Origin of the sequence: Streptococcus bovimastitidis (genome assembly GCF_001885095.1) — a bacterium.
GTDB classification, from domain to species: domain Bacteria; phylum Bacillota; class Bacilli; order Lactobacillales; family Streptococcaceae; genus Streptococcus; species Streptococcus bovimastitidis.
Genome location: NZ_LZDD01000002.1, coordinates 504,358 through 523,399 on the forward strand (window position 1 = coordinate 504,358; position 19,042 = coordinate 523,399).

The window sequence follows — 19,042 nt, forward strand, 5'->3', positions numbered from 1 at the left end:
AATATTGACAAATACTGTAAAATACCTTTACAATAACGTAAAGGTATTTTACTTGTAAAGGATAAGTATGAAAGAAGAACTTAAAGTCTTAGATATCAAAGATATTGTCGCCAATCCTTACCAGCCGAGACTTCATTTTGAAAATGACGAATTACAAGAGTTAGCTCATTCAATCAAACGAAATGGTCTTATTCAACCAATTATTGTTCGACCATCTGCTATATATGGTTATGAATTAATTGCAGGTGAGCGACGTCTAAAAGCTTCACAATTAGCAGGAATGGAACAAATACCGGCTATTGTTAAAGAACTTTCAGCTACTGAAAGTATGCATCAGGCTATTATTGAAAATCTGCAGAGATCCAATTTAAATCCAATTGAAGAGGCCAAAGCTTTTCAAAATATTTTAAGTAAGAACCAATTAACCCATGAAGAATTAGCAAGTTTTATGGGGAAATCACGTCCTTATATTACAAACAGCATCAGATTATTACAACTACCAAATTATATTTTAGAAGCTATCGAAAGTGGACAGATTAGTTCTGGACATGCTCGTTGTCTGATAGGTATTGATAATAAGAAGAAGATGGAGAAGATATTCCAGCAAATTCTATCTAAAAATTTAAGTGTTAGACAAACAGAGGAATTAATTAAGTCTGAGAAAAAAGTCAAAATACAAAAAAAAGCTAAAGATATCTTCATTAAGGCTGTTGAGGAGGATCTAGCAAAAGCAACTGGAATTGCTGTAACCATTAAACAGAAAAAAGATGGAAGCGGACAATTACAATTTTCATTTCAAGACCAAGAAGAACTTAACAGAATTATCAACAAGCTAAAATAGCTTGTTGATAATCTTTTTTTATCTCACAAGTTTTTCCACATCATTTATTGTCTATTATTCCTTATATACTAATATATTCCTAACTTACCCACAACTTGTGGATAAGTTAAATTAACAATGTGAATATTTTGTCCACAAGTTGTGGATTACTCTAAATCTATAATGAAAAGACTGTGGAAAACTCTCTATTTTTATGTTAGAATAGACCTAGAATTTACCATAGAAGGACACTAAAATGACTGAAAATGAAACTATTTTTTGGAATAGGGTCTTGGAACTAGCTAATATCGAATTAAAGCAGACAACTTATGAATTTTTTGTTCTTGATGCTAAGTTAATTAAAGTTGAGAATAATGTTGCTACTATCTATCTCGATAAAGTAAAAATACTTTTTTGGGAACAACATCTAAAAAATGTCATTTTGACTGCTGGTTTTGAAATTTTTAATACTCAAATTGACGTTGAATTTACATCTGAAGAGGAATTACAAGTTGTTTCTGAGGCTCCTCAATTTGGCCAGAGATTTTCACCTCAACCGGTACGCTCCCTACCCCTTGTAGATACTGATTTAAATCAAAAATACTCCTTTGATAATTTTGTTCAAGGAGATGAAAATAAATGGGCTATTGCAGCCTCACTTGCTGTTGCTAACACCCCTGGATCAACTTATAATCCTTTATTTATTTGGGGAGGACCAGGACTTGGTAAAACCCATTTATTAAATGCTATTGGTAATGAAGTCCTTAAAGAAAATCCAAATGCGCGTGTTAAGTATATCACTGCAGAAAACTTTATTAATGAGTTTGTTGTTCATATTAGACTTGATACCATGGATGAATTAAAGGAAAAATTTAGAAGTTTAGATGTCCTTTTAATTGATGATATCCAATCACTAGCTAAGAAAACACTTTCTGGAACACAAGAAGAATTCTTTAATACCTTCAATGCTCTCCATGATAAAAATAAACAAATCGTTTTAACCAGTGACCGAACACCTGACCAACTAAACGATTTGGAACAAAGATTGGTGACACGTTTTAAATGGGGACTAACAGTTAATATTACACCACCAGATTTTGAAACAAGAGTTGCTATCTTAACCAATAAAATTCAAGATTATAACTTTACTTTTCCTCAAAACACTATTGAATACTTAGCAGGTCAATTTGATTCAAATGTCAGAGACCTAGAAGGTGCCTTAAAAGACATTAGTCTTGTTGCCAACTTTAAACAGATTGATAAAATCACAGTTGATATTGCTGCGGAGGCTATTCGCGCAAGAAAATTAGACACTCCAAAAATGACCATCATACCTATTGAAGAAATTCAAATTCAAGTTGGGAAATTTTATGATGTGACTGTTAAAGAAATTAAAGCAACTAAACGAACACAGAATATCGTTATGGCACGTCAGGTTGCCATGTATCTAGCACGTGAGTTAACAGATAATTCACTACCTAAGATTGGAAAAGAGTTTGGTGGGCGAGATCATTCAACTGTTCTTCATGCTTACAACAAAATCAAAAATATGATTGTTGAAGATGAAAGTCTCCGCATTGAAATTGACACCATCAAAAATAAAATTAAATAGACTGTGGAAAAAGTCGGAAAACAATACAAACTTTTCCACAAGTTGTGAACAAGCTTGAGAGCTTACGGCGCGTGGGATTAAGTCAATTATCCCCCTTGTCCACAAGACCTACTACTACTACTAAATATTATACTTATAAAATAAAGGAGTTTTCATGATTCAATTTTCCATTAATCGTTCCCTTTTTATCCAAGCATTAAATGCAACTAAAAGAGCTATTAGCAGTAAAAATGCTATTCCTGTTCTTTCAACTATTAAAATTCAAGTTAATCCTTCTGATATTACCTTAACTGGATCTAATGGACAAATCTCAATTGAGAACACTATCCCTGTTTCAAATGAAAATGCTGGTTTATTAATTTCTTCAACAGGAGCAATCTTGTTAGAAGCTAACTTCTTTATTAACATTATCTCTAGTCTTCCAGATGTTTCTCTAGACTTTAAAGAGATTGAACAACATCAAGTTGTTTTAACAAGTGGTAAATCAGAAATCACATTGAAAGGGAAAGATGTTGAACAATATCCTCGCCTTCAAGAAGTGTCAACAGACAACCCATTAGTTTTAGAAACAAAACTTCTTAAATCGATTATTTCAGAAACAGCTTTTGCTGCAAGTACTCAAGAAAGTCGACCAATTCTAACTGGTGTGCACTTGACTTTGAAAGATCATAAAGATTTTAAAGCGGTAGCTACAGATTCCCATCGGATGAGCCAACGCCTGTTGACTTTAGATAAGGCAGCAACTGACTTTGATGTGGTTATTCCAAGTAGATCCTTAAGAGAATTTACCTCAGTTTTTACGGATGAAATTGAAACTGTGGAAATCTTTTTCTCTCCAAGTCAAATTCTGTTTAGAAGTGAACACATTTCTTTCTACACGCGACTTTTAGAGGGAAATTATCCTGATACCGATCGTTTATTGATGAATCAATTTGAAACTGAAGCTGTCTTTAATACACAATCTCTTCGTCATGCTATGGAACGTGCGCATTTGATTTCTAATGCAACGCAAAATGGTACGGTTAAACTTGAAATTGCTGAAAATGGCATTACTGCTCATGTTAACTCACCAGAAGTTGGGAAAGTTAATGAAGAATTGGAAACTGTGGAAAAAGCTGGTAGTGATTTGACGATTTCCTTTAATCCAACATATTTGATTGAAGCCTTAAAAGCTCTTAAGAGTGAAACTGTTAGAATTCGCTTTGTTTCTCCAGTTAGACCATTTACTTTGACACCTGGTGATGACCAAGAAGGATTCGTCCAATTGATTACACCTGTAAGAACAAATTAATCTATAAAAATAAGTCCAAATGGGCTTATTTTTTTGATATGATAGTATGTAATGAAAATGAATAAGGAGTCCACATGTATCAACTGGGAACGATTGTTGAAATGAAAAAGCCTCATGCTTGTGTGATTAAAGAAACTGGAAAAAAAGCCAATTCTTGGAAAATTGTACGCTTGGGAGCTGATATCAAAATTCAATGTCAAAATTGTGAACATATTGTTATGATGAGTCGTCATGATTTTGAACGGAAAATGAAAAAAATAATTGGGCAACCGGAAAATCTTTAATTTGTAGCTTTTTTGAAGGTCTTTGCAACCTTTAGTTGCGACCAAAAGTGCTGGTTTTAAGCCGTCAAAGATATTATTATTAAGAAAAAAGAAAGTAGGTGAGATGATGACTCAACTTTCAAGTCAACTTAAAATTCTTCGCCAAGCAAGAAATCTTTCTCAAGAAGCTCTAGCAGAACAACTTTTTATTTCACGTCAATCTATTTCTAAGTGGGAAAATGGTGATGCTACCCCGGATTTAGATAATTTGGTCAAATTGGCTGAAGTTTTAAAAGTTAGTTTAGATGAATTGGTTTTAGGTAGAAAGGTGGATTCTGATCAAAATGATGAAGAAGATGAGAATTTACACTTGCTTAAACATCGTGAATTTGTCCTAAATCCTGAGACAGGAAAATACGAGAAGCGGGATGGGCTATCAATCCTTTTAGATTTGATTCTTGAGTACTGGTGGCTAATCTTTTATGCACCAGTTATCATTATGTTTATAAAATTAATAATAAATTTATTTTAGCTTGTCACTAGACAGGCTTTTTTCTTTTGGTTTATGCTATAATGTTATTGATTGAAATTTTGAACGGAGAATTATAACTTATGGCTTTAACGGCTGGTATCGTTGGCTTACCTAATGTTGGTAAATCAACTCTTTTTAATGCAATTACTAAAGCAGGTGCAGAAGCTGCCAATTATCCTTTTGCGACGATTGATCCTAACGTTGGGATGGTTGAAGTTCCAGACGAACGTCTTAATAAATTGACTGAATTGATTGTTCCTAAAAAGACAGTTCCTACAACTTTTGAATTTACAGATATTGCTGGGATTGTTAAAGGAGCTTCAAAAGGTGAGGGCTTAGGGAATAAATTTCTTGCTAATATTCGTGAAGTAGATGCGATTGTTCACGTGGTTCGTGCTTTTGATGATGAAAATGTTATGCGTGAACAAGGCCGTGATGATGCCTTTGTTGATCCTATGGCTGATATTGATACCATCAACTTGGAATTGATTTTAGCTGACTTAGATTCTATTAACAAACGTTTTGCGCGTGTGGAAAAAATGGCGCGTACACAGAAAGACAAAGAATCTGTTGCGGAGTTTAATGTTCTCCAAAAAATCAAACCTGTTTTAGAAGATGGTAAATCAGCTCGAACGATTGATTTTACTGAAGAAGAAGCAAAAGTAGTTAAGGGACTTTTCTTACTAACTACTAAACCTGTTCTTTATGTTGCCAATGTTGATGAAGACCGTGTTGCGGATCCTGATGATATTGACTATGTTAAACAAATTCGTGCTTTTGCAGAAACTGAAAATGCGGAAGTTGTTGTTATTTCTGCACGTGCTGAAGAAGAAATTTCAGAATTAGATGATGAAGAAGACAAGGCAGAATTTTTAGAAGCTATTGGTTTAACGGAATCAGGTGTGGATAAATTAACACGCGCCGCTTATCATTTATTAGGACTCGGTACTTATTTCACTGCCGGTGAAAAAGAAGTACGTGCTTGGACTTTCAAACGTGGCATTAAAGCTCCTCAAGCTGCAGGGATTATTCACTCAGACTTTGAAAGAGGATTTATTCGTGCTGTAACCATGAGCTACGATGATTTGATTAAGTATGGTAGTGAAAAAGCTGTTAAAGAAGCTGGTCGTCTTCGCGAAGAAGGTAAAGAATATGTCGTTCAAGATGGCGACATTATGGAATTTAGATTTAACGTTTAAGCAAAAATAGAAATAGGTCAGAAGGTTGGAAGTTAATTCCAACCCTTTTGGCTTTTACAGAAAGTGAGTCGTCATGGTAAAAATGATTGTTGGACTAGGAAATCCTGGTTCTAAATATGACAATACAAAACATAATATTGGCTTTATGGCCATTGATCAGTTAGTTAAGGATTTAAACATTTCCTTTACTGAAGATAAGAACTTTAAGGCTTTAGTGGGTTGGTCTTTTATCAATCAGGAAAAAGTCTATTTTGTAAAACCAACTACTTTTATGAATAATAGTGGTCTAGCTGTAAGGGCCCTTTTAACCTACTACAATATTGATATTTCAGATATGATTGTCATTTATGATGATTTAGATATGGAAGTGGGAAAAATTCGTTTTCGTCAGAAAGGTTCTGCTGGTGGTCATAATGGGATTAAATCCATTATTGCTCATATTGGAACACAAGAATTCGACCGTATCAAAATTGGTATTGGCAGACCACGTCCTGGCGTAACTGTTGTCAATCATGTTTTAGGCAAATTTGAAAAAGATGATGCTATCACTATTGATTTAACCCTTGAAAAAGTTGTTGATGCTGTAAACTTTTATTTGCAGGAAAATAACTTTGAAAAGACCATGCAAAAATATAATGGGTAAATATGGATTTATTAGAATTAGTTAGTCGTAATAAGAGTCTTCAAAGCTGGATGTCAGGGACTGCCACTTTAGGCCGTCAATTGGTTATGGGCCTGTCTGGTTCAAGTAAAGCCTTGGCTATCGCAGCAAATTATATTTATCAAGACGATAAAATCATTATTGTAACGTCAAATCAAAATGAATTGGAAAAATTATCCTCAGACTTAGCTGCTTTGCTTGGTGAGGAGACCATTTATCAATTTTTTGCTGATGATGTTGCGGCGGCAGAATTTATTTTTTCGTCTTTAGACAAATCTCTATCCAGGGTCGAAGCTCTGCAATTTTTAAGCAATAAAGAAGAAAAAGGGATACTTCTAACCAGTATTATTGGTCTCAAGGTTCTTTTGCCCAATCCAGCGGTTTTTCAGAAGTATAACTATCACTTTGCTGTGGGCCAGGACTATAATCTGGATGATTTGGTTAAAAATCTGGCTCAGGTTGGTTATCAAAAAGTTGGTCAGGTTATGAATCCTGGGGAATATAGCCGTCGTGGTGATATCCTTGATATCTATGAAGTACGTCAGGAAAATCCTTATCGTTTGGAGTTTTTTGGTGATGAGGTTGATGGCATCCGCAGATTTGATAGCGAAAGTCAGAAATCGATTGATAGTTTAGAGCAAGTTGTGATCAGTCCTGCTAGTGAAATGATTTTGGAGAAAGATGATTTTGCACGCGCGATAACTCATTTAGAATCGGCTATGCATTTAGCAAGTCCAGAAGCAAAATCCTATTTGCAAGAGGTAATCTCTGTTTTTAGAGAGGGTTATCGCCATAAAGATATTGGTAAGTTTTTATCTCTTTTTTATGCTAAGGATTGGACTCTTCTGGATTATATTCCTAAAGGGACTCCTGTCTTTTTCGATGATTTTCAGAAAATTATGGATAAAAATGCCAGTTTTGATTTGGAAGTCGCAAATCTCTTAACTGAGGATTTGCATCAGGGAAAAGCTGTCTCTTCTTTACACTATTTTGCTGATAGCTATCGTGAAGTGCGCAATTATAAGCCAGCTACTTTCTTTTCAAATTTCCATAAAGGTTTAGGAAATATTAAATTTGATCAGCTCCATCAATTAACACAATATGCTATGCAGGAGTTTTTCAATCAATTTCCTTTGCTGATTGATGAGATTAATCGTTATCAAAAATCTAAAGCAACTGTTTTAGTCCAGGTTGAATCTCAACATGCCTATGAACGTTTGTTAAAAAATTTAGAAGAGTATCATTTAAGCTTACCGCTTGTTAAGGCAGATGCTATTCAAGCCCAGAAAGCGCAAATTATTATTGGACAATTAGCAAATGGCTTTTATTTTGCTGATGAAAAAATTGCCTATATTACAGAACATGAGATTTACCATAAGAAAATCAAACGTCGTGTGCGTAAATCAAATATTTCCAATGCTGAACGTTTAAAAAATTATAATGAACTGGCAAAGGGGGACTATGTTGTCCATAATGTCCATGGGATTGGTCGCTTTATTGGTATTGAAACCATTCAAATTCAAGGTGTCCATAGAGATTATGTGACCATTCAATATCAAAATGCGGATACTATTTCTTTACCGGTAGAACAAATTGAAAGTTTGTCTAAATATGTTTCTGCTGATGGTAAAGAACCAAAGATTAATAAGTTAAATGATGGTCGTTTCCAGAAAACCAAACAAAAGGTTTCCAAACAAGTTGAAGATATTGCCGATGACTTATTAAAATTATATGCTGAAAGAAGTCAGTTAAAAGGTTTCCAATTTTCACCTGATGATGACTTACAAACTTCCTTTGATGATGATTTTCCCTTTGTTGAAACAGATGACCAATTACGTTCCATTAAGGAAATTAAGTCTGACATGGAAAGTCAACAACCTATGGATCGTCTTTTAGTGGGTGATGTTGGTTTTGGGAAAACTGAAGTTGCTATGAGGGCTGCCTTTAAAGCGGTTAAGGACCATAAACAAGTTGCTATTTTAGTGCCAACCACTGTTTTGGCCCAACAGCATTATGAAAATTTCCGAGAACGGTTTGAAAATTATCCTGTTGAAGTTGATGTTCTCAGTCGTTTTCGAAGTAAAAAAGAGCAGACAGCTACTTTAGAAAAATTAGCTAAGGGACAGGTCGATATTATTATCGGTACACACCGTTTATTATCAAAAGATGTGCAATTTTCTGATTTAGGTTTGATTGTCATTGATGAAGAGCAACGCTTTGGGGTAAAACACAAGGAAAAATTAAAGGAATTAAAAACCAAAGTTGATGTTCTGACCTTAACTGCAACGCCAATTCCAAGAACCTTGCATATGTCTATGTTAGGGATTCGTGATTTGTCAGTTATTGAGACACCTCCAACAAACCGATATCCAGTTCAAACCTATGTTATGGAAATAAATCCTGGATTGGTACGAGAAGCGATTATTCGTGAGATGGATCGTGGTGGTCAGGTCTTCTATGTTTATAATAAAGTGGACACTATTGATAAAAAGGTTTCGCAATTACAGGAATTAGTTCCTGAAGCCTCTATTGGTTTTGTTCATGGGCAAATGAGTGAAATTCAACTGGAAAATACACTTATTGATTTTATTAATGGGGATTATGATGTCCTCGTGGCGACAACGATTATTGAAACGGGTGTCGATATTTCTAATGTGAATACCTTATTTGTTGAAAATGCGGATCATATGGGTCTGTCGACCCTTTATCAATTGCGGGGACGGGTTGGTCGTTCCAATCGGATTGCCTATGCCTACTTGATGTATCGTCCAGATAAGGTTCTGTCAGAGATTTCAGAAAAACGTTTGGAAGCTATTAAAGGCTTTACAGAATTGGGATCTGGTTTTAAAATTGCCATGCGTGACTTAGCTATTCGTGGTGCAGGTAATATATTAGGAGCTTCCCAAAGTGGTTTCATTGATTCTGTTGGTTTTGAAATGTATTCTCAAATGCTAGAGGATGCCATTGCTAACCGTCAGGGCAAGGTTAAGGTGCGTCAAAAAGGAAATGCGGAAATTAATCTTCAGATTGATGCCTATCTACCTCAGGAGTACCTCAATGACGAGCGTCAAAAAATCGAAATTTACAAGCGTATCCGGGAAATTGACAGTAAAGAAGATTATCTAGCCTTACAAGATGAGATAATGGACCGTTTTGGAGAATATCCAGATCAGGTGGCTTATTTACTGGAAATCGGACTACTTAAATCCTATATGGATAGTGCTTTTGCAGAGCTTCTTGAAAGACGTGACAATCAAGTTATTGTCCGCTTTGAAAAAGTGTCCTTAACGCATTACCTAACGCAAGATTATTTTGAAGCCTTGTCAAAAACTAGCTTGAAAGCTAAAATTAGTGAAAATAGTGGTAAAATTGATATTATTTTTGATGTTATACAGAAAAAAGATTATGAAATTTTAGAAGAATTAATGCTATTTGGGGAGATGCTGCGTGAAATTAAAGACAGAAAAGCTCGAAAATCAAGTTAATAAGTCCAGTTTAATCATTAGCTTAAGTGGTCTTATTTCCAAAATATTAGCAGCTATTTATCGGATTCCTTATCAAAACTTGGTTGGGGATAGGGGATTTTATGCTTATCAACAGGTTTATCCCTTGTTAGCTATTATTAGTGCTTTGAGTTTGACAGCATTGCCAAATGTCGTCTCAAGTATTTTTCAAAAAAATGAAAGTGAAGATTTACAAAGTCTCTTCCGTTTTCAATTTTTCTTATCTTTAATCCTATCTGCTCTTTTGATTCTGTTTGCTAAACCTTTAGCATTACTTATTGGTTCTGCACAATTTGCACCTAGTATTACCCTGACAGCTTTGGTTTTACTAACAGTTCCTGTGACTTCTTTTTACCGAGGACTTGCTCAAGCAAATCTCAATATGCTACCAACAGCTATTAGTCAGGTGATGGAACAGGTTATTCGTGTGTTGATCATTATTGTGGCAGCTATTTCTTATCGCCTCTTTGATTGGTCAGTCTATCATACAGCTAATGTGGCAGCCTCTGGCAATTTACTAGCTAGTTTATTGGTACTTCTTTATTTCTTTTGGCAAAATCCTAAAGGCTTAGCTATTCTCCTAAAGAAACATCATAATAAACTCTCAATGAGCCCTAAAATTGGAATTGCCAGTTTGATTTTCATTTTCTATACGGTTTATCTTTTGCTTTTTCAATTTGTCGATGCTCTTTTTGTCAAGCAGTCTTTAGTTGCGGCTGGCTATTCAAATACTTTGGCTGAGGCCAGTAAGGGAATTTTTGATCGGGGACAACCCTTGATTCAATTTGGTTTGATTTTTTCAACGGCCTTCTTTACTAGCTTTTTACCTAAGCTATCTCAGGATTACTTAAAAGATAAGAAAAATTACTTGAGTGAAAGTCAGTCTTTCTTTGATTTTATCTTTTATCTTAATATGACGATTTTGATGGGCTTTACCATGATTTTAGCGGCTATGAATAGGACATTATTTGAGGATAATAAAGGCTGGTTGAGTTTAGAAGTTTTTATGGTAGTTATTCTCTTATCGAGTTTAATTCAGTTTTTCCATCAGAAATTATTTATTGAAAACAGACAGAAAAAATCTTTTCTATTTTTATCAATTGGCTTGCTTTTGAAATTTCTGTTGACGCCTTTTCTGACCAGTCTTTATGGTATTTTGGGAGCCTCTATTTCGACCATTATTCCTTTATTGATAGTCTTAGTGCTCTATGCTTTTAGTTCTGATGTTCGTCTTAGTGTTTTGCGCAATGTCAGATATTGGTTGAGTCTTCTTTTGATGCTTGGAAGTATCTTTATAGCGCAGCGACTTTTGCCAAATGAGACGCGTCTTGAAAACTTTGCTGAGGTGATTCTTGCGAGTTTAGTTGGTTTAATCACCTTTATCTTCTTGGTTAAGAGGCTTGCTGTCTTCGACAAGAAATTATGGTCTTACCTACCATTTGCCAAAGAAAAATGATAGAATAAAATGGACTGTGAGGTAAATCATGAGATTAGATAAATATTTAAAGGTTTCACGTATTATTAAAAGGAGACCTGTAGCTAAAGAAGTTGCTGATAAAGGGCGCATAAAAGTTAATGGTGTTTTGGCCAAGAGTTCCACTGATTTAAAATTAAATGATGTGATTGATATTCGTTTCGGTAATAAATTGCTGACGGTTAAAGTCTTGGAAATGAAAGACAGCACCAAAAAAGAAGATGCTCTAAAAATGTATGAGATTATCAAAGAAACAAGGATTGAAAGCGATGAAGAAGCCTAGTATTGTTCAGTTAAACAATAAATACATTAAAAATGAGAATCAAAAAAAGCGTTTTGAAGAAGAAGAAAGTCAAAAACGGAATCGTTTTATGGGCTGGATTTTGGTTGTCATGATGTTTCTTTTCATTCTACCAACCTATAATTTGGTAAAAAGTTATGTGTCTTTACAAGAACAAAATAAACAAGTAACAACACTAAAGAAAGAATACAAAGCACTGGATAAAAGTACTGAGGCTGAGAAAAAATTAGCCAAACAACTTAAAAATACGGACTATGTTGTAAAATATGCACGTGCAAAATACTATTTAACCCAAGAAGGTGAAGTTGTTTACCCAATTCCAGGTTTGTTACCCAAATAAGATGGATGATATTGTCAAAAAAGTGGAAACTTTTCTAGCTTTTTCTGAAGAAAAGTTGGATGAATTAAAAACTAAGAATCAAGCATTGAAGGAAGAATTAGACCCTCAAAAGAATATTTAAAAAAGAAAGGAGACATGATGAAAAAGCTATTCGTTTTAATGATGATGGTCTTTTTTGTGTCTCCTTTACCGGTTATTAGTACTGAAAAAGAGACTTCATTTTCAAATGCTAAAATCCATCCTCTGACGGAAAATGTCATTACGAATTCCCTCTACTACAAGTCTATTCCTAGTAATCCAAATCTCTATTATGAAAGCAATACTTACTCAGATCCTGAGTTAAGTATTTTTGCTAAAGTTTTAGAGCCTAATGCTAATTTTGCGATTGAGGATTTGGTCTTAAATCAAGAAAATATTCCTGTTTTCAAATTATCAGATGGCACTTACATTGAGGCTAATCGACAAATCATTTATGATGATGCGACTATAGAAGAAGTTGCTGTGGATAAAACCTTTTGGTTACCAGAAAATTTCACTGTCTATAAAGAACCTTATGTGAAGGGTGTTGACTCCCTTAAAACGGATTTAAAAGCTTTTACCAAGGTCCATGCTGATCAATTAGTTCAAACGCAACAAGGTCTCTATTATCGGATTAATGGTAAGGGCTGGATTTCTGACAAGGAATTATCACTCGCTGATAACCGCATGGTTAAAGTGCAACAAGTTTTAAGTCAAAAATATAATAAAGGCAACTATTCTATTTATGTCAAGCAACTTGATACGCAAGCTAGTGCCGGAATCAATGCTGATAAGATGATGTATTCTGCTAGTATTGCTAAGTTGGCTACCTTGTATTTTGTTCAAAATCAGATTAGCAATGGTCAAGTAAGTCCTGATAAAAAATTGAAATATGTGAAAGATGTTAATCATTTTGAGGGTGATTATGACCCATCTGGTAGCGGGGAAATTGCTAAAACTGCTGACAATAAAGAGTATTCTGTTTCTGAATTATTAAAGGCCATCGCCCAACATTCTGATAATGTGGCAACTAATATTTTAGGGTATTACCTTGCTAATAAGTATGATCAAAATTTCTATTCACAAATTAATGCGGTGTCAGGTATTTCATGGAATATGGAGAAACGCATGATGTCTTCTCGAGCAGCAGCTAATGTTATGGAGTCCATTTATTATCAAAAGGGAGATATCATTTCTTACCTGTCTAAGACTGATTTTGATAATAAAAGAATTTCCAAAAATATTGACGTGCCTGTTGCTCATAAAATCGGTGATGCTTACGATTATAAGCATGATGTTGCTATTGTTTATGGTGATTCACCTTTTATTATTTCTATTTTTACTGATAAAGCGTCTTATGACGATATTACTAAAATTGCGGACGATGTGTATTCGATATTAAAATGACCTATTCAAAAATTTATGACTATTGTGTTCAAAAAAACTTTTTTAAAAACCATGACAAGGTTCTGATAGCTGTTTCAGGTGGAGTAGATTCAATGAATTTACTGCACTTTTTGCATTTATATAAGGAGCAACTAGAAATTGAGATTGCTATTGCCCATATCAATCACAAACAGCGTCAAGAATCTGATTTAGAGGAGACCTATTTAAAGTCTTGGGCTCAGGAAAATAAGATTCCAATCTATATTAGTCACTTTACGGGTGCTTTCTCAGAGGAAAAGGCGCGTGCTTTTCGTTATGACTTTTTTAAAAAGGTCATGTTTGAAGAGAGCTATACGGCTTTGGTGACGGCCCATCATGTGGATGATCAAATTGAAACCATTATGATGCGTTTGGTAAGGGGAAGTCTTTTACGATATTTGTCTGGAATAAAAGAGGTTCAAACGATTACTGAAGGGCAAGTGATTCGGCCTTTCTTAACTCTAAGGAAAGAGGATTTGCCAGCTATTTTCCACTTTGAAGATGCTAGTAATGCAGGTCAGGATTTCTTTAGGAATCGCATCCGCAACCATTACTTACCTCTATTGGAAAGCGAGAATCCTAGATTTAGTGAGTCCCTACTGTCTCTTTCGCAAGAATCCACATTGCTCTTAGAAGCCTTATCTGATTTAACAACAAGCTTGGATTTTCAGGATAGGTCTGTTTTTTCAGCTCAAACGGATGCTGTTCAGTTTTATTTATTGCAAAAATACCTGACTGCTTTTCCAAATTTACAGCTTTCTCGCAAGCAATTTCAGGAGTTATTGCATATTCTTAGTCATAAAAAAGAAGGTCATTTTCCTCTTAAACAGGGATATGAGCTGATTTTAACAGATAGCCTATTTTTTATTGCAAAAATCAGCCCTGAGACGGAGTCCAATTTCCAAGAGCTTTTGTTAGAATATGACTCTAGTATTTCTTTCCCACCTTTTAAGTTTACTTTTTCTGACGAGAAAGCTGATAGGTCTGGTGAATTCATTATTCCACTCTTCAGTTTAGAACCTATCACGCTGCGAAAGCGGCAGCCAGGGGATAAAATTGATTTTGGGTCTTTTAGTAAGAAACTCAGAAGACTTTTCATTGATGAGAAATTTTCCATAAAAGAAAGAGAAGAAGCTATTGTTGGGGTTCAAGAAAACCAGGTGATTTTTGTCCTAGTGGCAGGTCAAACTTATTTGAGAAAAGCGCTAAATAGTGATATAATAAAGGCTAAACTCTATATTGAAAAATGAAGAAAAGGTGACAGCATGCTTGAGCAAGATATTAAAAAAGTTCTTTATTCTGAAGAAGATATCATTTTAAAAACTAAAGAACTAGGCGAACAGCTGACTAAGGATTATCAAGGTAAAAATCCTTTAATGGTTGGTGTTTTGAAAGGTTCAGTACCTTTTATGTCAGAATTGATGAAACACATTGATACACACGTGGAAATTGATTTTATGGTCGTTTCAAGTTATCATGGTGGTACAACAAGTAGTGGCGAAGTTAAAATTTTAAAAGATGTTGATACAAATATTGAAGGTCGGGACATTATTTTTGTAGAGGATATTATCGATACTGGTCGTACTTTACTCTATTTAAGAGATATGTTTAAATACCGTAAGGCAAACTCTGTTAAAATTGCTACTCTATTTGATAAACCTGAAGGTCGTGTGGTTGATATTGAAGCAGACTATGTTTGTTATGATGTGCCAAACGAATTTATTGTTGGTTTTGGTTTAGATTACGCTGAAAATTATCGTAATCTTCCCTATGTAGGAGTATTAAAGGAAGAAGTCTATTCTAAATAGAAAAAGGTTAGTTGTTACTTTATGAAAAATAATAAAAATAATGGTTTTGTAAAAAATTCATTTGTCTATATTATTGTTATTGTTCTTGTTATTACAGGATTTCAATATTATTTAAGAGGGACAAGTACACAAAGCCAACAGATTAGTTATTCTAAACTAATCAAACAAATTAAAGCTGGGGACGTTAAATCAATATCCTACCAGCCTAGTGGAAGTATCATTGAAGTTAAAGGAAAATATGAGAAACCACAAAAATCTGAACTTGATCAAAACTTATCATTCTTTGGTACAGGTTCTTCAAATAAGGTGTCAGAGTTTACTGCCTTAGCTTTACCTACTGATTCCACATTAAAGGAAATTACCTCCGCAGCAGATAAAAATGGAACTACGATTACTGTAAAACAGGAAAGTTCTAGTGGTGCTTGGGTTTCTTTCTTAATGAGCTTCTTACCTATCATTATCTTCGCTGGGTTCATGATGATGATGATGAATCAAGGTGGTGGCGGTGCACGTGGTGCCATGAGTTTTGGTAAAAATAAAGCTAAATCTCAAAGTAAAGGTGATGTCAAAGTTCGCTTTACAGATGTTGCTGGTGCAGAAGAAGAAAAACAAGAACTTGTTGAAGTTGTTGATTTCCTTAAAAATCCTAAAAAATATAAAGCTTTGGGTGCACGTATTCCCTCAGGTGTCTTATTAGAGGGCCCTCCAGGAACAGGTAAAACATTACTTGCAAAAGCCGTTGCTGGTGAAGCCGGTGTTCCATTCTTTAGTATCTCAGGTTCTGACTTTGTTGAAATGTTCGTCGGTGTAGGTGCAAGCCGTGTCCGTTCACTCTTCGAAGATGCTAAAAAAGCTGAACGTGCTATCATCTTTATTGATGAAATTGATGCTGTTGGTAGACGACGTGGCGCTGGTATGGGTGGCGGTAACGATGAACGGGAACAAACTTTGAACCAACTCTTAATTGAGATGGATGGTTTTGAAGGGAATGAAAGTATCATTGTTATTGCAGCAACTAACCGTAGTGATGTTCTAGACCCCGCTTTACTTAGACCAGGTCGTTTTGACCGTAAGGTTCTGGTTGGTCGTCCTGACGTTAAAGGCCGTGAAGCTATTTTAAAAGTTCATGCTAAGAATAAGCCTTTGGCAGATGATGTAAACTTGAAAGTAGTGGCTCAACAAACTCCGGGATTTGTTGGGGCAGATCTTGAAAATGTATTAAACGAAGCAGCTTTAGTAGCGGCTCGAAGAAACAAAGCTAAGATTGATGCTAGTGATATTGACGAAGCAGAAGATAGAGTCATTGCAGGTCCATCTAAGAAAGATAGAACAATTTCAAAACGTGAACGTGAAATGGTTGCCTATCATGAAGCTGGTCACACAATTGTAGGTTTAATCTTATCAAATGCGCGTGTTGTTCATAAAGTTACTATTGTTCCTCGTGGTCGTGCGGGTGGTTATATGATTGCCCTTCCTAAAGAAGACCAGATGTTACTTTCTAAGGATGATTTGAAAGAACAACTTGCAGGTCTTATGGGTGGACGTGTTGCTGAAGAGATTATCTTTAATGCTCAAACAACAGGGGCTTCAAATGACTTTGAACAAGCCACTCAAATGGCTAGAGCGATGATTACGGAATATGGTATGAGTGAAAAACTTGGACCTGTTCAATATGAAGGTAATCATGCGATGATGCCAGGTCAAATCTCTCCAGAGAAATCATATTCTGCTCAAACAGCACAAATGATTGACGAAGAGGTTAGAGCTTTACTAAATGAGGCTCGTAATAAGGCAGCTGATATTATCAATGAAAATAGAGAAACACATAAGTTAATTGCTGAAGCTCTATTGAAATACGAAACATTGGATGCTGCACAAATTAAATCAATTTTTGAAACAGGTAAAATGCCTGAAAATCCCGACTCTGAAAATGAAGATGTTCATGCATTATCATATGAAGAAATTAAAGAAAAATTGGTTGAAGAAGACGAAAAATAAAAAGGATCCAGAGATTAATTATCTCTGGATTTTTTGAATATTTACAGCTATCAGTATCTGTGTTAAACTATTTAATATTTATATACTAGAAAGTTGATTATGGATTTATTTCGGATAAAAAATAACAGTAGTAAAAAAACTGAAATGAGACGTCATTTGAAAGTTCAAGATTTAGTCTTTTTAGGTCTTGGCTCAATGGTGGGTACGGGTATCTTTACGATTACTGGTATAGGTGCTGCTCAATATGCTGGACCTGCTTTAACAATTTCAATTATTTTGTCAGCAGCAGCTGTAGCAATATTAGCACTATTTTATGCTGAATTTTCATCTCGAATACCAGCAAATGGAGGAGCATATAGCTATGTATATGCTACTTTAGGTGAATTTCCAGCTTGGATAGTAGGTTGGTACATTATCATGGAATTTCTGACAGCTATTTCTAGTGTGGCTGTTGGCTGGGGAAGTTACTTAAAAGGACTTTTAGCTAATTTTGGGATACATATTCCAACAGCATTAAATGGAACTTTTAATCCGAATAAAGGAACATATATAGACCTTTTACCAGTTTTAGTCATGTTTATTGTAACGGCAATTGTTTTAATGAATTCAAAAACAGCTTTACGATTTAATTCATTACTAGTAATCCTTAAGTTTTCTGCATTAGCATTATTTATTCTTGTAGGTATCTTTTTTATTAAGTCAAATAATTGGACACCTTTCGCACCTTATGGCCTTGGTCAGTTTTATGGTGGTAAATCAGGTATATTTGCTGGAGCATCAGTAATGTTCTTCGCTTTTTTAGGTTTCGAGTCTATTTCAATGACAGTTGATGAAGTTCAAGAGCCCCAAAAGACAATTCCAAGAGGAATAACCCTTTCTCTAGTCATTGTAACAATTTTATATATAGTGGTTACAACAATTCTGACAGGAATAGTTTACTATAAAGATTTAAACGTTCCCGACGCCGTGTCTTTTGCTTTAAGATCAGTTGGTATGGATTGGGCTGCGAACTACATCTCAATTGTAGCAGTTATGACATTAATAACGGTTTGTATTTCAATGACTTTTGCATTAGCAAGAATTGTATATACGATTAGTCGAGACGGATTACTTCCAAAATCGCTTCACAAAGTAACTCAAAATAGTTTTGTTCCCCGTAATGCAACTCTTGTAGTTGGAGCCATTTCAATGGTATGTGCTGGAATGGTACCCTTAAACAGTCTTGCTGAATTTGTTAACATTTGTACACTTGCATATTTGATAATAATGTCGTTTGCAATTATCGTACTACGTAAGAAAAATGGAGCTCCAAAAAATGGTGAATTTAAAACGCCACTAGTTCCAATACTTCCGATCCTAGCAATCATAATCTGTGCTTCCTTCATGTCACAGTATATGAAAATCACTTGGATTGCATTTGGTCTATCAACACTATTAGGTACATTAATCTACTTTATTTATGGTTACCGAAATTCAGAAGAAAGCAAAAATGAAACTAATCACTGATTAGTTTCATTTAATTTTTTAATCGAAAATAAATTTTAAAAAAGAAGTTGAATTCTATTGACAAACAATTCTAAAGTGAGTATACTTATAAAGCTGTCAAAAAGGCAGAATATCAATAAAAAATGCCAAAGAAAAGTCAAAAAAAGTATTGACAAAGGCATAGTGACCTGATAGAATATAATAGTTGTCTCGTAAGAGATGGCAAGACCTTTGAGAACTGAATAAGACAAGAAAAACCAAATGTGAGGGTGATATGTTAAGAAGCATATTATCCGTCAATGAAGTAAAAAA

17 protein-coding genes are annotated in these 19,042 nt (G+C 34.8%); all 17 read left to right on the forward strand.

All coding sequences use genetic code 11. The features are described from left to right. Nucleotides 1–67 precede the first annotated feature (67 nt). The 17 genes from A9Q68_RS08205 (at nt 68) to A9Q68_RS08280 (ending at nt 18,751) form a co-directional block, all read left to right on the forward strand. Nucleotides 68–841, forward strand: a complete 774-nt coding sequence (locus tag A9Q68_RS08205; RefSeq protein WP_071794220.1) for a ParB/RepB/Spo0J family partition protein — start codon at nt 68–70, stop codon at nt 839–841. 235 nt (nt 842–1,076) lie between these two features. Beyond that, complete coding sequence (gene dnaA / locus A9Q68_RS08210) at nt 1,077–2,432, forward strand: chromosomal replication initiator protein DnaA (protein ID WP_071794221.1); 1,356 nt, start codon at nt 1,077–1,079, stop codon at nt 2,430–2,432. Between the two features lie 154 nt (nt 2,433–2,586). Next, nucleotides 2,587–3,723: a DNA polymerase III subunit beta gene (gene dnaN / locus A9Q68_RS08215; protein WP_071794222.1), complete on the forward strand. Its 1,137-nt coding sequence runs from the start codon at nt 2,587–2,589 to the stop codon at nt 3,721–3,723. 74 nt (nt 3,724–3,797) lie between these two features. After that, on the forward strand, nt 3,798–4,007 hold the full coding sequence (locus A9Q68_RS08220; protein WP_071794223.1) for a DUF951 domain-containing protein: 210 nt from the start codon (nt 3,798–3,800) through the stop codon (nt 4,005–4,007). A 106-nt stretch (nt 4,008–4,113) separates the two neighbouring features. Next, nucleotides 4,114–4,518 (forward strand): helix-turn-helix domain-containing protein, encoded by a 405-nt coding sequence (locus tag A9Q68_RS08225; protein WP_071794253.1) that lies wholly within the window; start codon nt 4,114–4,116, stop codon nt 4,516–4,518. 80 nt (nt 4,519–4,598) lie between these two features. Further along, nucleotides 4,599–5,717 carry a redox-regulated ATPase YchF gene (ychF, locus tag A9Q68_RS08230; protein ID WP_071794224.1) on the forward strand — a complete coding sequence of 373 codons (1,119 nt, stop codon included), beginning with the start codon at nt 4,599–4,601 and terminating at the stop codon, nt 5,715–5,717. A 73-nt stretch (nt 5,718–5,790) separates the two neighbouring features. Beyond that, nucleotides 5,791–6,360 carry an aminoacyl-tRNA hydrolase gene (pth, locus tag A9Q68_RS08235; RefSeq protein WP_071794225.1) on the forward strand — a complete coding sequence of 190 codons (570 nt, stop codon included), beginning with the start codon at nt 5,791–5,793 and terminating at the stop codon, nt 6,358–6,360. A 2-nt stretch (nt 6,361–6,362) separates the two neighbouring features. Beyond that, the gene (gene mfd / locus A9Q68_RS08240) at nt 6,363–9,863 is read left to right on the forward strand and encodes a transcription-repair coupling factor (RefSeq protein WP_071794226.1); all 3,501 of its coding nucleotides are present in this window, start codon (nt 6,363–6,365) and stop codon (nt 9,861–9,863) included. After that, nucleotides 9,826–11,337, forward strand: coding sequence for an oligosaccharide flippase family protein (locus tag A9Q68_RS08245; protein ID WP_071794227.1), 1,512 nt, complete (start codon nt 9,826–9,828; stop codon nt 11,335–11,337). The genes mfd and A9Q68_RS08245 overlap by 38 nt, the downstream gene beginning before the upstream one ends. 28 nt (nt 11,338–11,365) lie before the next feature. Next, entirely contained in the window at nt 11,366–11,638 is a 273-nt protein-coding gene (locus tag A9Q68_RS08250; protein ID WP_071794228.1) for an RNA-binding S4 domain-containing protein, read from the forward strand. Continuing rightward, a complete protein-coding gene (locus tag A9Q68_RS08255; protein ID WP_071794229.1) occupies nt 11,625–11,996 on the forward strand; it encodes an FtsB family cell division protein in 372 nt (123 codons plus the stop codon). The genes A9Q68_RS08250 and A9Q68_RS08255 overlap by 14 nt, the downstream gene beginning before the upstream one ends. A 1-nt stretch (nt 11,997) precedes the next feature. After that, a complete protein-coding gene (locus A9Q68_RS11070) occupies nt 11,998–12,117 on the forward strand; it encodes an SP_0009 family protein (protein WP_276204048.1) in 120 nt (39 codons plus the stop codon). 17 nt (nt 12,118–12,134) lie between these two features. After that, complete coding sequence (locus A9Q68_RS08260; protein ID WP_071794230.1) at nt 12,135–13,421, forward strand: serine hydrolase; 1,287 nt, start codon at nt 12,135–12,137, stop codon at nt 13,419–13,421. Continuing rightward, entirely contained in the window at nt 13,418–14,689 is a 1,272-nt protein-coding gene (gene tilS / locus A9Q68_RS08265; protein WP_071794231.1) for a tRNA lysidine(34) synthetase TilS, read from the forward strand. Before A9Q68_RS08260 ends, tilS begins: the two co-directional genes overlap by 4 nt. A gap of 15 nt (nt 14,690–14,704) precedes the next feature. Then, nucleotides 14,705–15,247: a hypoxanthine phosphoribosyltransferase gene (hpt, locus tag A9Q68_RS08270; protein WP_071794232.1), complete on the forward strand. Its 543-nt coding sequence runs from the start codon at nt 14,705–14,707 to the stop codon at nt 15,245–15,247. Between the two features lie 21 nt (nt 15,248–15,268). Beyond that, complete coding sequence (ftsH, locus tag A9Q68_RS08275; RefSeq protein ID WP_071794233.1) at nt 15,269–17,245, forward strand: ATP-dependent zinc metalloprotease FtsH; 1,977 nt, start codon at nt 15,269–15,271, stop codon at nt 17,243–17,245. A 99-nt stretch (nt 17,246–17,344) separates the two neighbouring features. Then, nucleotides 17,345–18,751, forward strand: a complete 1,407-nt coding sequence (locus A9Q68_RS08280; protein ID WP_071794234.1) for an APC family permease — start codon at nt 17,345–17,347, stop codon at nt 18,749–18,751. Nucleotides 18,752–19,042: the final 291 nt, after the last annotated feature.

What these genes read in the sequence shown, in the direction of transcription:
- pth (WP_071794225.1), top strand. Translation starts at nt 5,791, where the DNA reads ATGGTAAAAATGATTGTTGGACTAGGAAATCCTGGTTCTAAATATGAC.
- mfd (WP_071794226.1), top strand. Translation starts at nt 6,363, where the DNA reads ATGGATTTATTAGAATTAGTTAGTCGTAATAAGAGTCTTCAAAGCTGG.
- A9Q68_RS08225 (WP_071794253.1), top strand. Translation starts at nt 4,114, where the DNA reads ATGACTCAACTTTCAAGTCAACTTAAAATTCTTCGCCAAGCAAGAAAT.
- dnaA (WP_071794221.1), top strand. Translation starts at nt 1,077, where the DNA reads ATGACTGAAAATGAAACTATTTTTTGGAATAGGGTCTTGGAACTAGCT.
- ychF (WP_071794224.1), top strand. Translation starts at nt 4,599, where the DNA reads ATGGCTTTAACGGCTGGTATCGTTGGCTTACCTAATGTTGGTAAATCA.
- A9Q68_RS08260 (WP_071794230.1), top strand. Translation starts at nt 12,135, where the DNA reads ATGAAAAAGCTATTCGTTTTAATGATGATGGTCTTTTTTGTGTCTCCT.
- A9Q68_RS08280 (WP_071794234.1), top strand. Translation starts at nt 17,345, where the DNA reads ATGGATTTATTTCGGATAAAAAATAACAGTAGTAAAAAAACTGAAATG.
- A9Q68_RS08205 (WP_071794220.1), top strand. Translation starts at nt 68, where the DNA reads ATGAAAGAAGAACTTAAAGTCTTAGATATCAAAGATATTGTCGCCAAT.
- dnaN (WP_071794222.1), top strand. Translation starts at nt 2,587, where the DNA reads ATGATTCAATTTTCCATTAATCGTTCCCTTTTTATCCAAGCATTAAAT.
- A9Q68_RS11070 (WP_276204048.1), top strand. Translation starts at nt 11,998, where the DNA reads ATGGATGATATTGTCAAAAAAGTGGAAACTTTTCTAGCTTTTTCTGAA.
- A9Q68_RS08250 (WP_071794228.1), top strand. Translation starts at nt 11,366, where the DNA reads ATGAGATTAGATAAATATTTAAAGGTTTCACGTATTATTAAAAGGAGA.
- A9Q68_RS08220 (WP_071794223.1), top strand. Translation starts at nt 3,798, where the DNA reads ATGTATCAACTGGGAACGATTGTTGAAATGAAAAAGCCTCATGCTTGT.
- ftsH (WP_071794233.1), top strand. Translation starts at nt 15,269, where the DNA reads ATGAAAAATAATAAAAATAATGGTTTTGTAAAAAATTCATTTGTCTAT.
- hpt (WP_071794232.1), top strand. Translation starts at nt 14,705, where the DNA reads ATGCTTGAGCAAGATATTAAAAAAGTTCTTTATTCTGAAGAAGATATC.
- tilS (WP_071794231.1), top strand. Translation starts at nt 13,418, where the DNA reads ATGACCTATTCAAAAATTTATGACTATTGTGTTCAAAAAAACTTTTTT.
- A9Q68_RS08255 (WP_071794229.1), top strand. Translation starts at nt 11,625, where the DNA reads ATGAAGAAGCCTAGTATTGTTCAGTTAAACAATAAATACATTAAAAAT.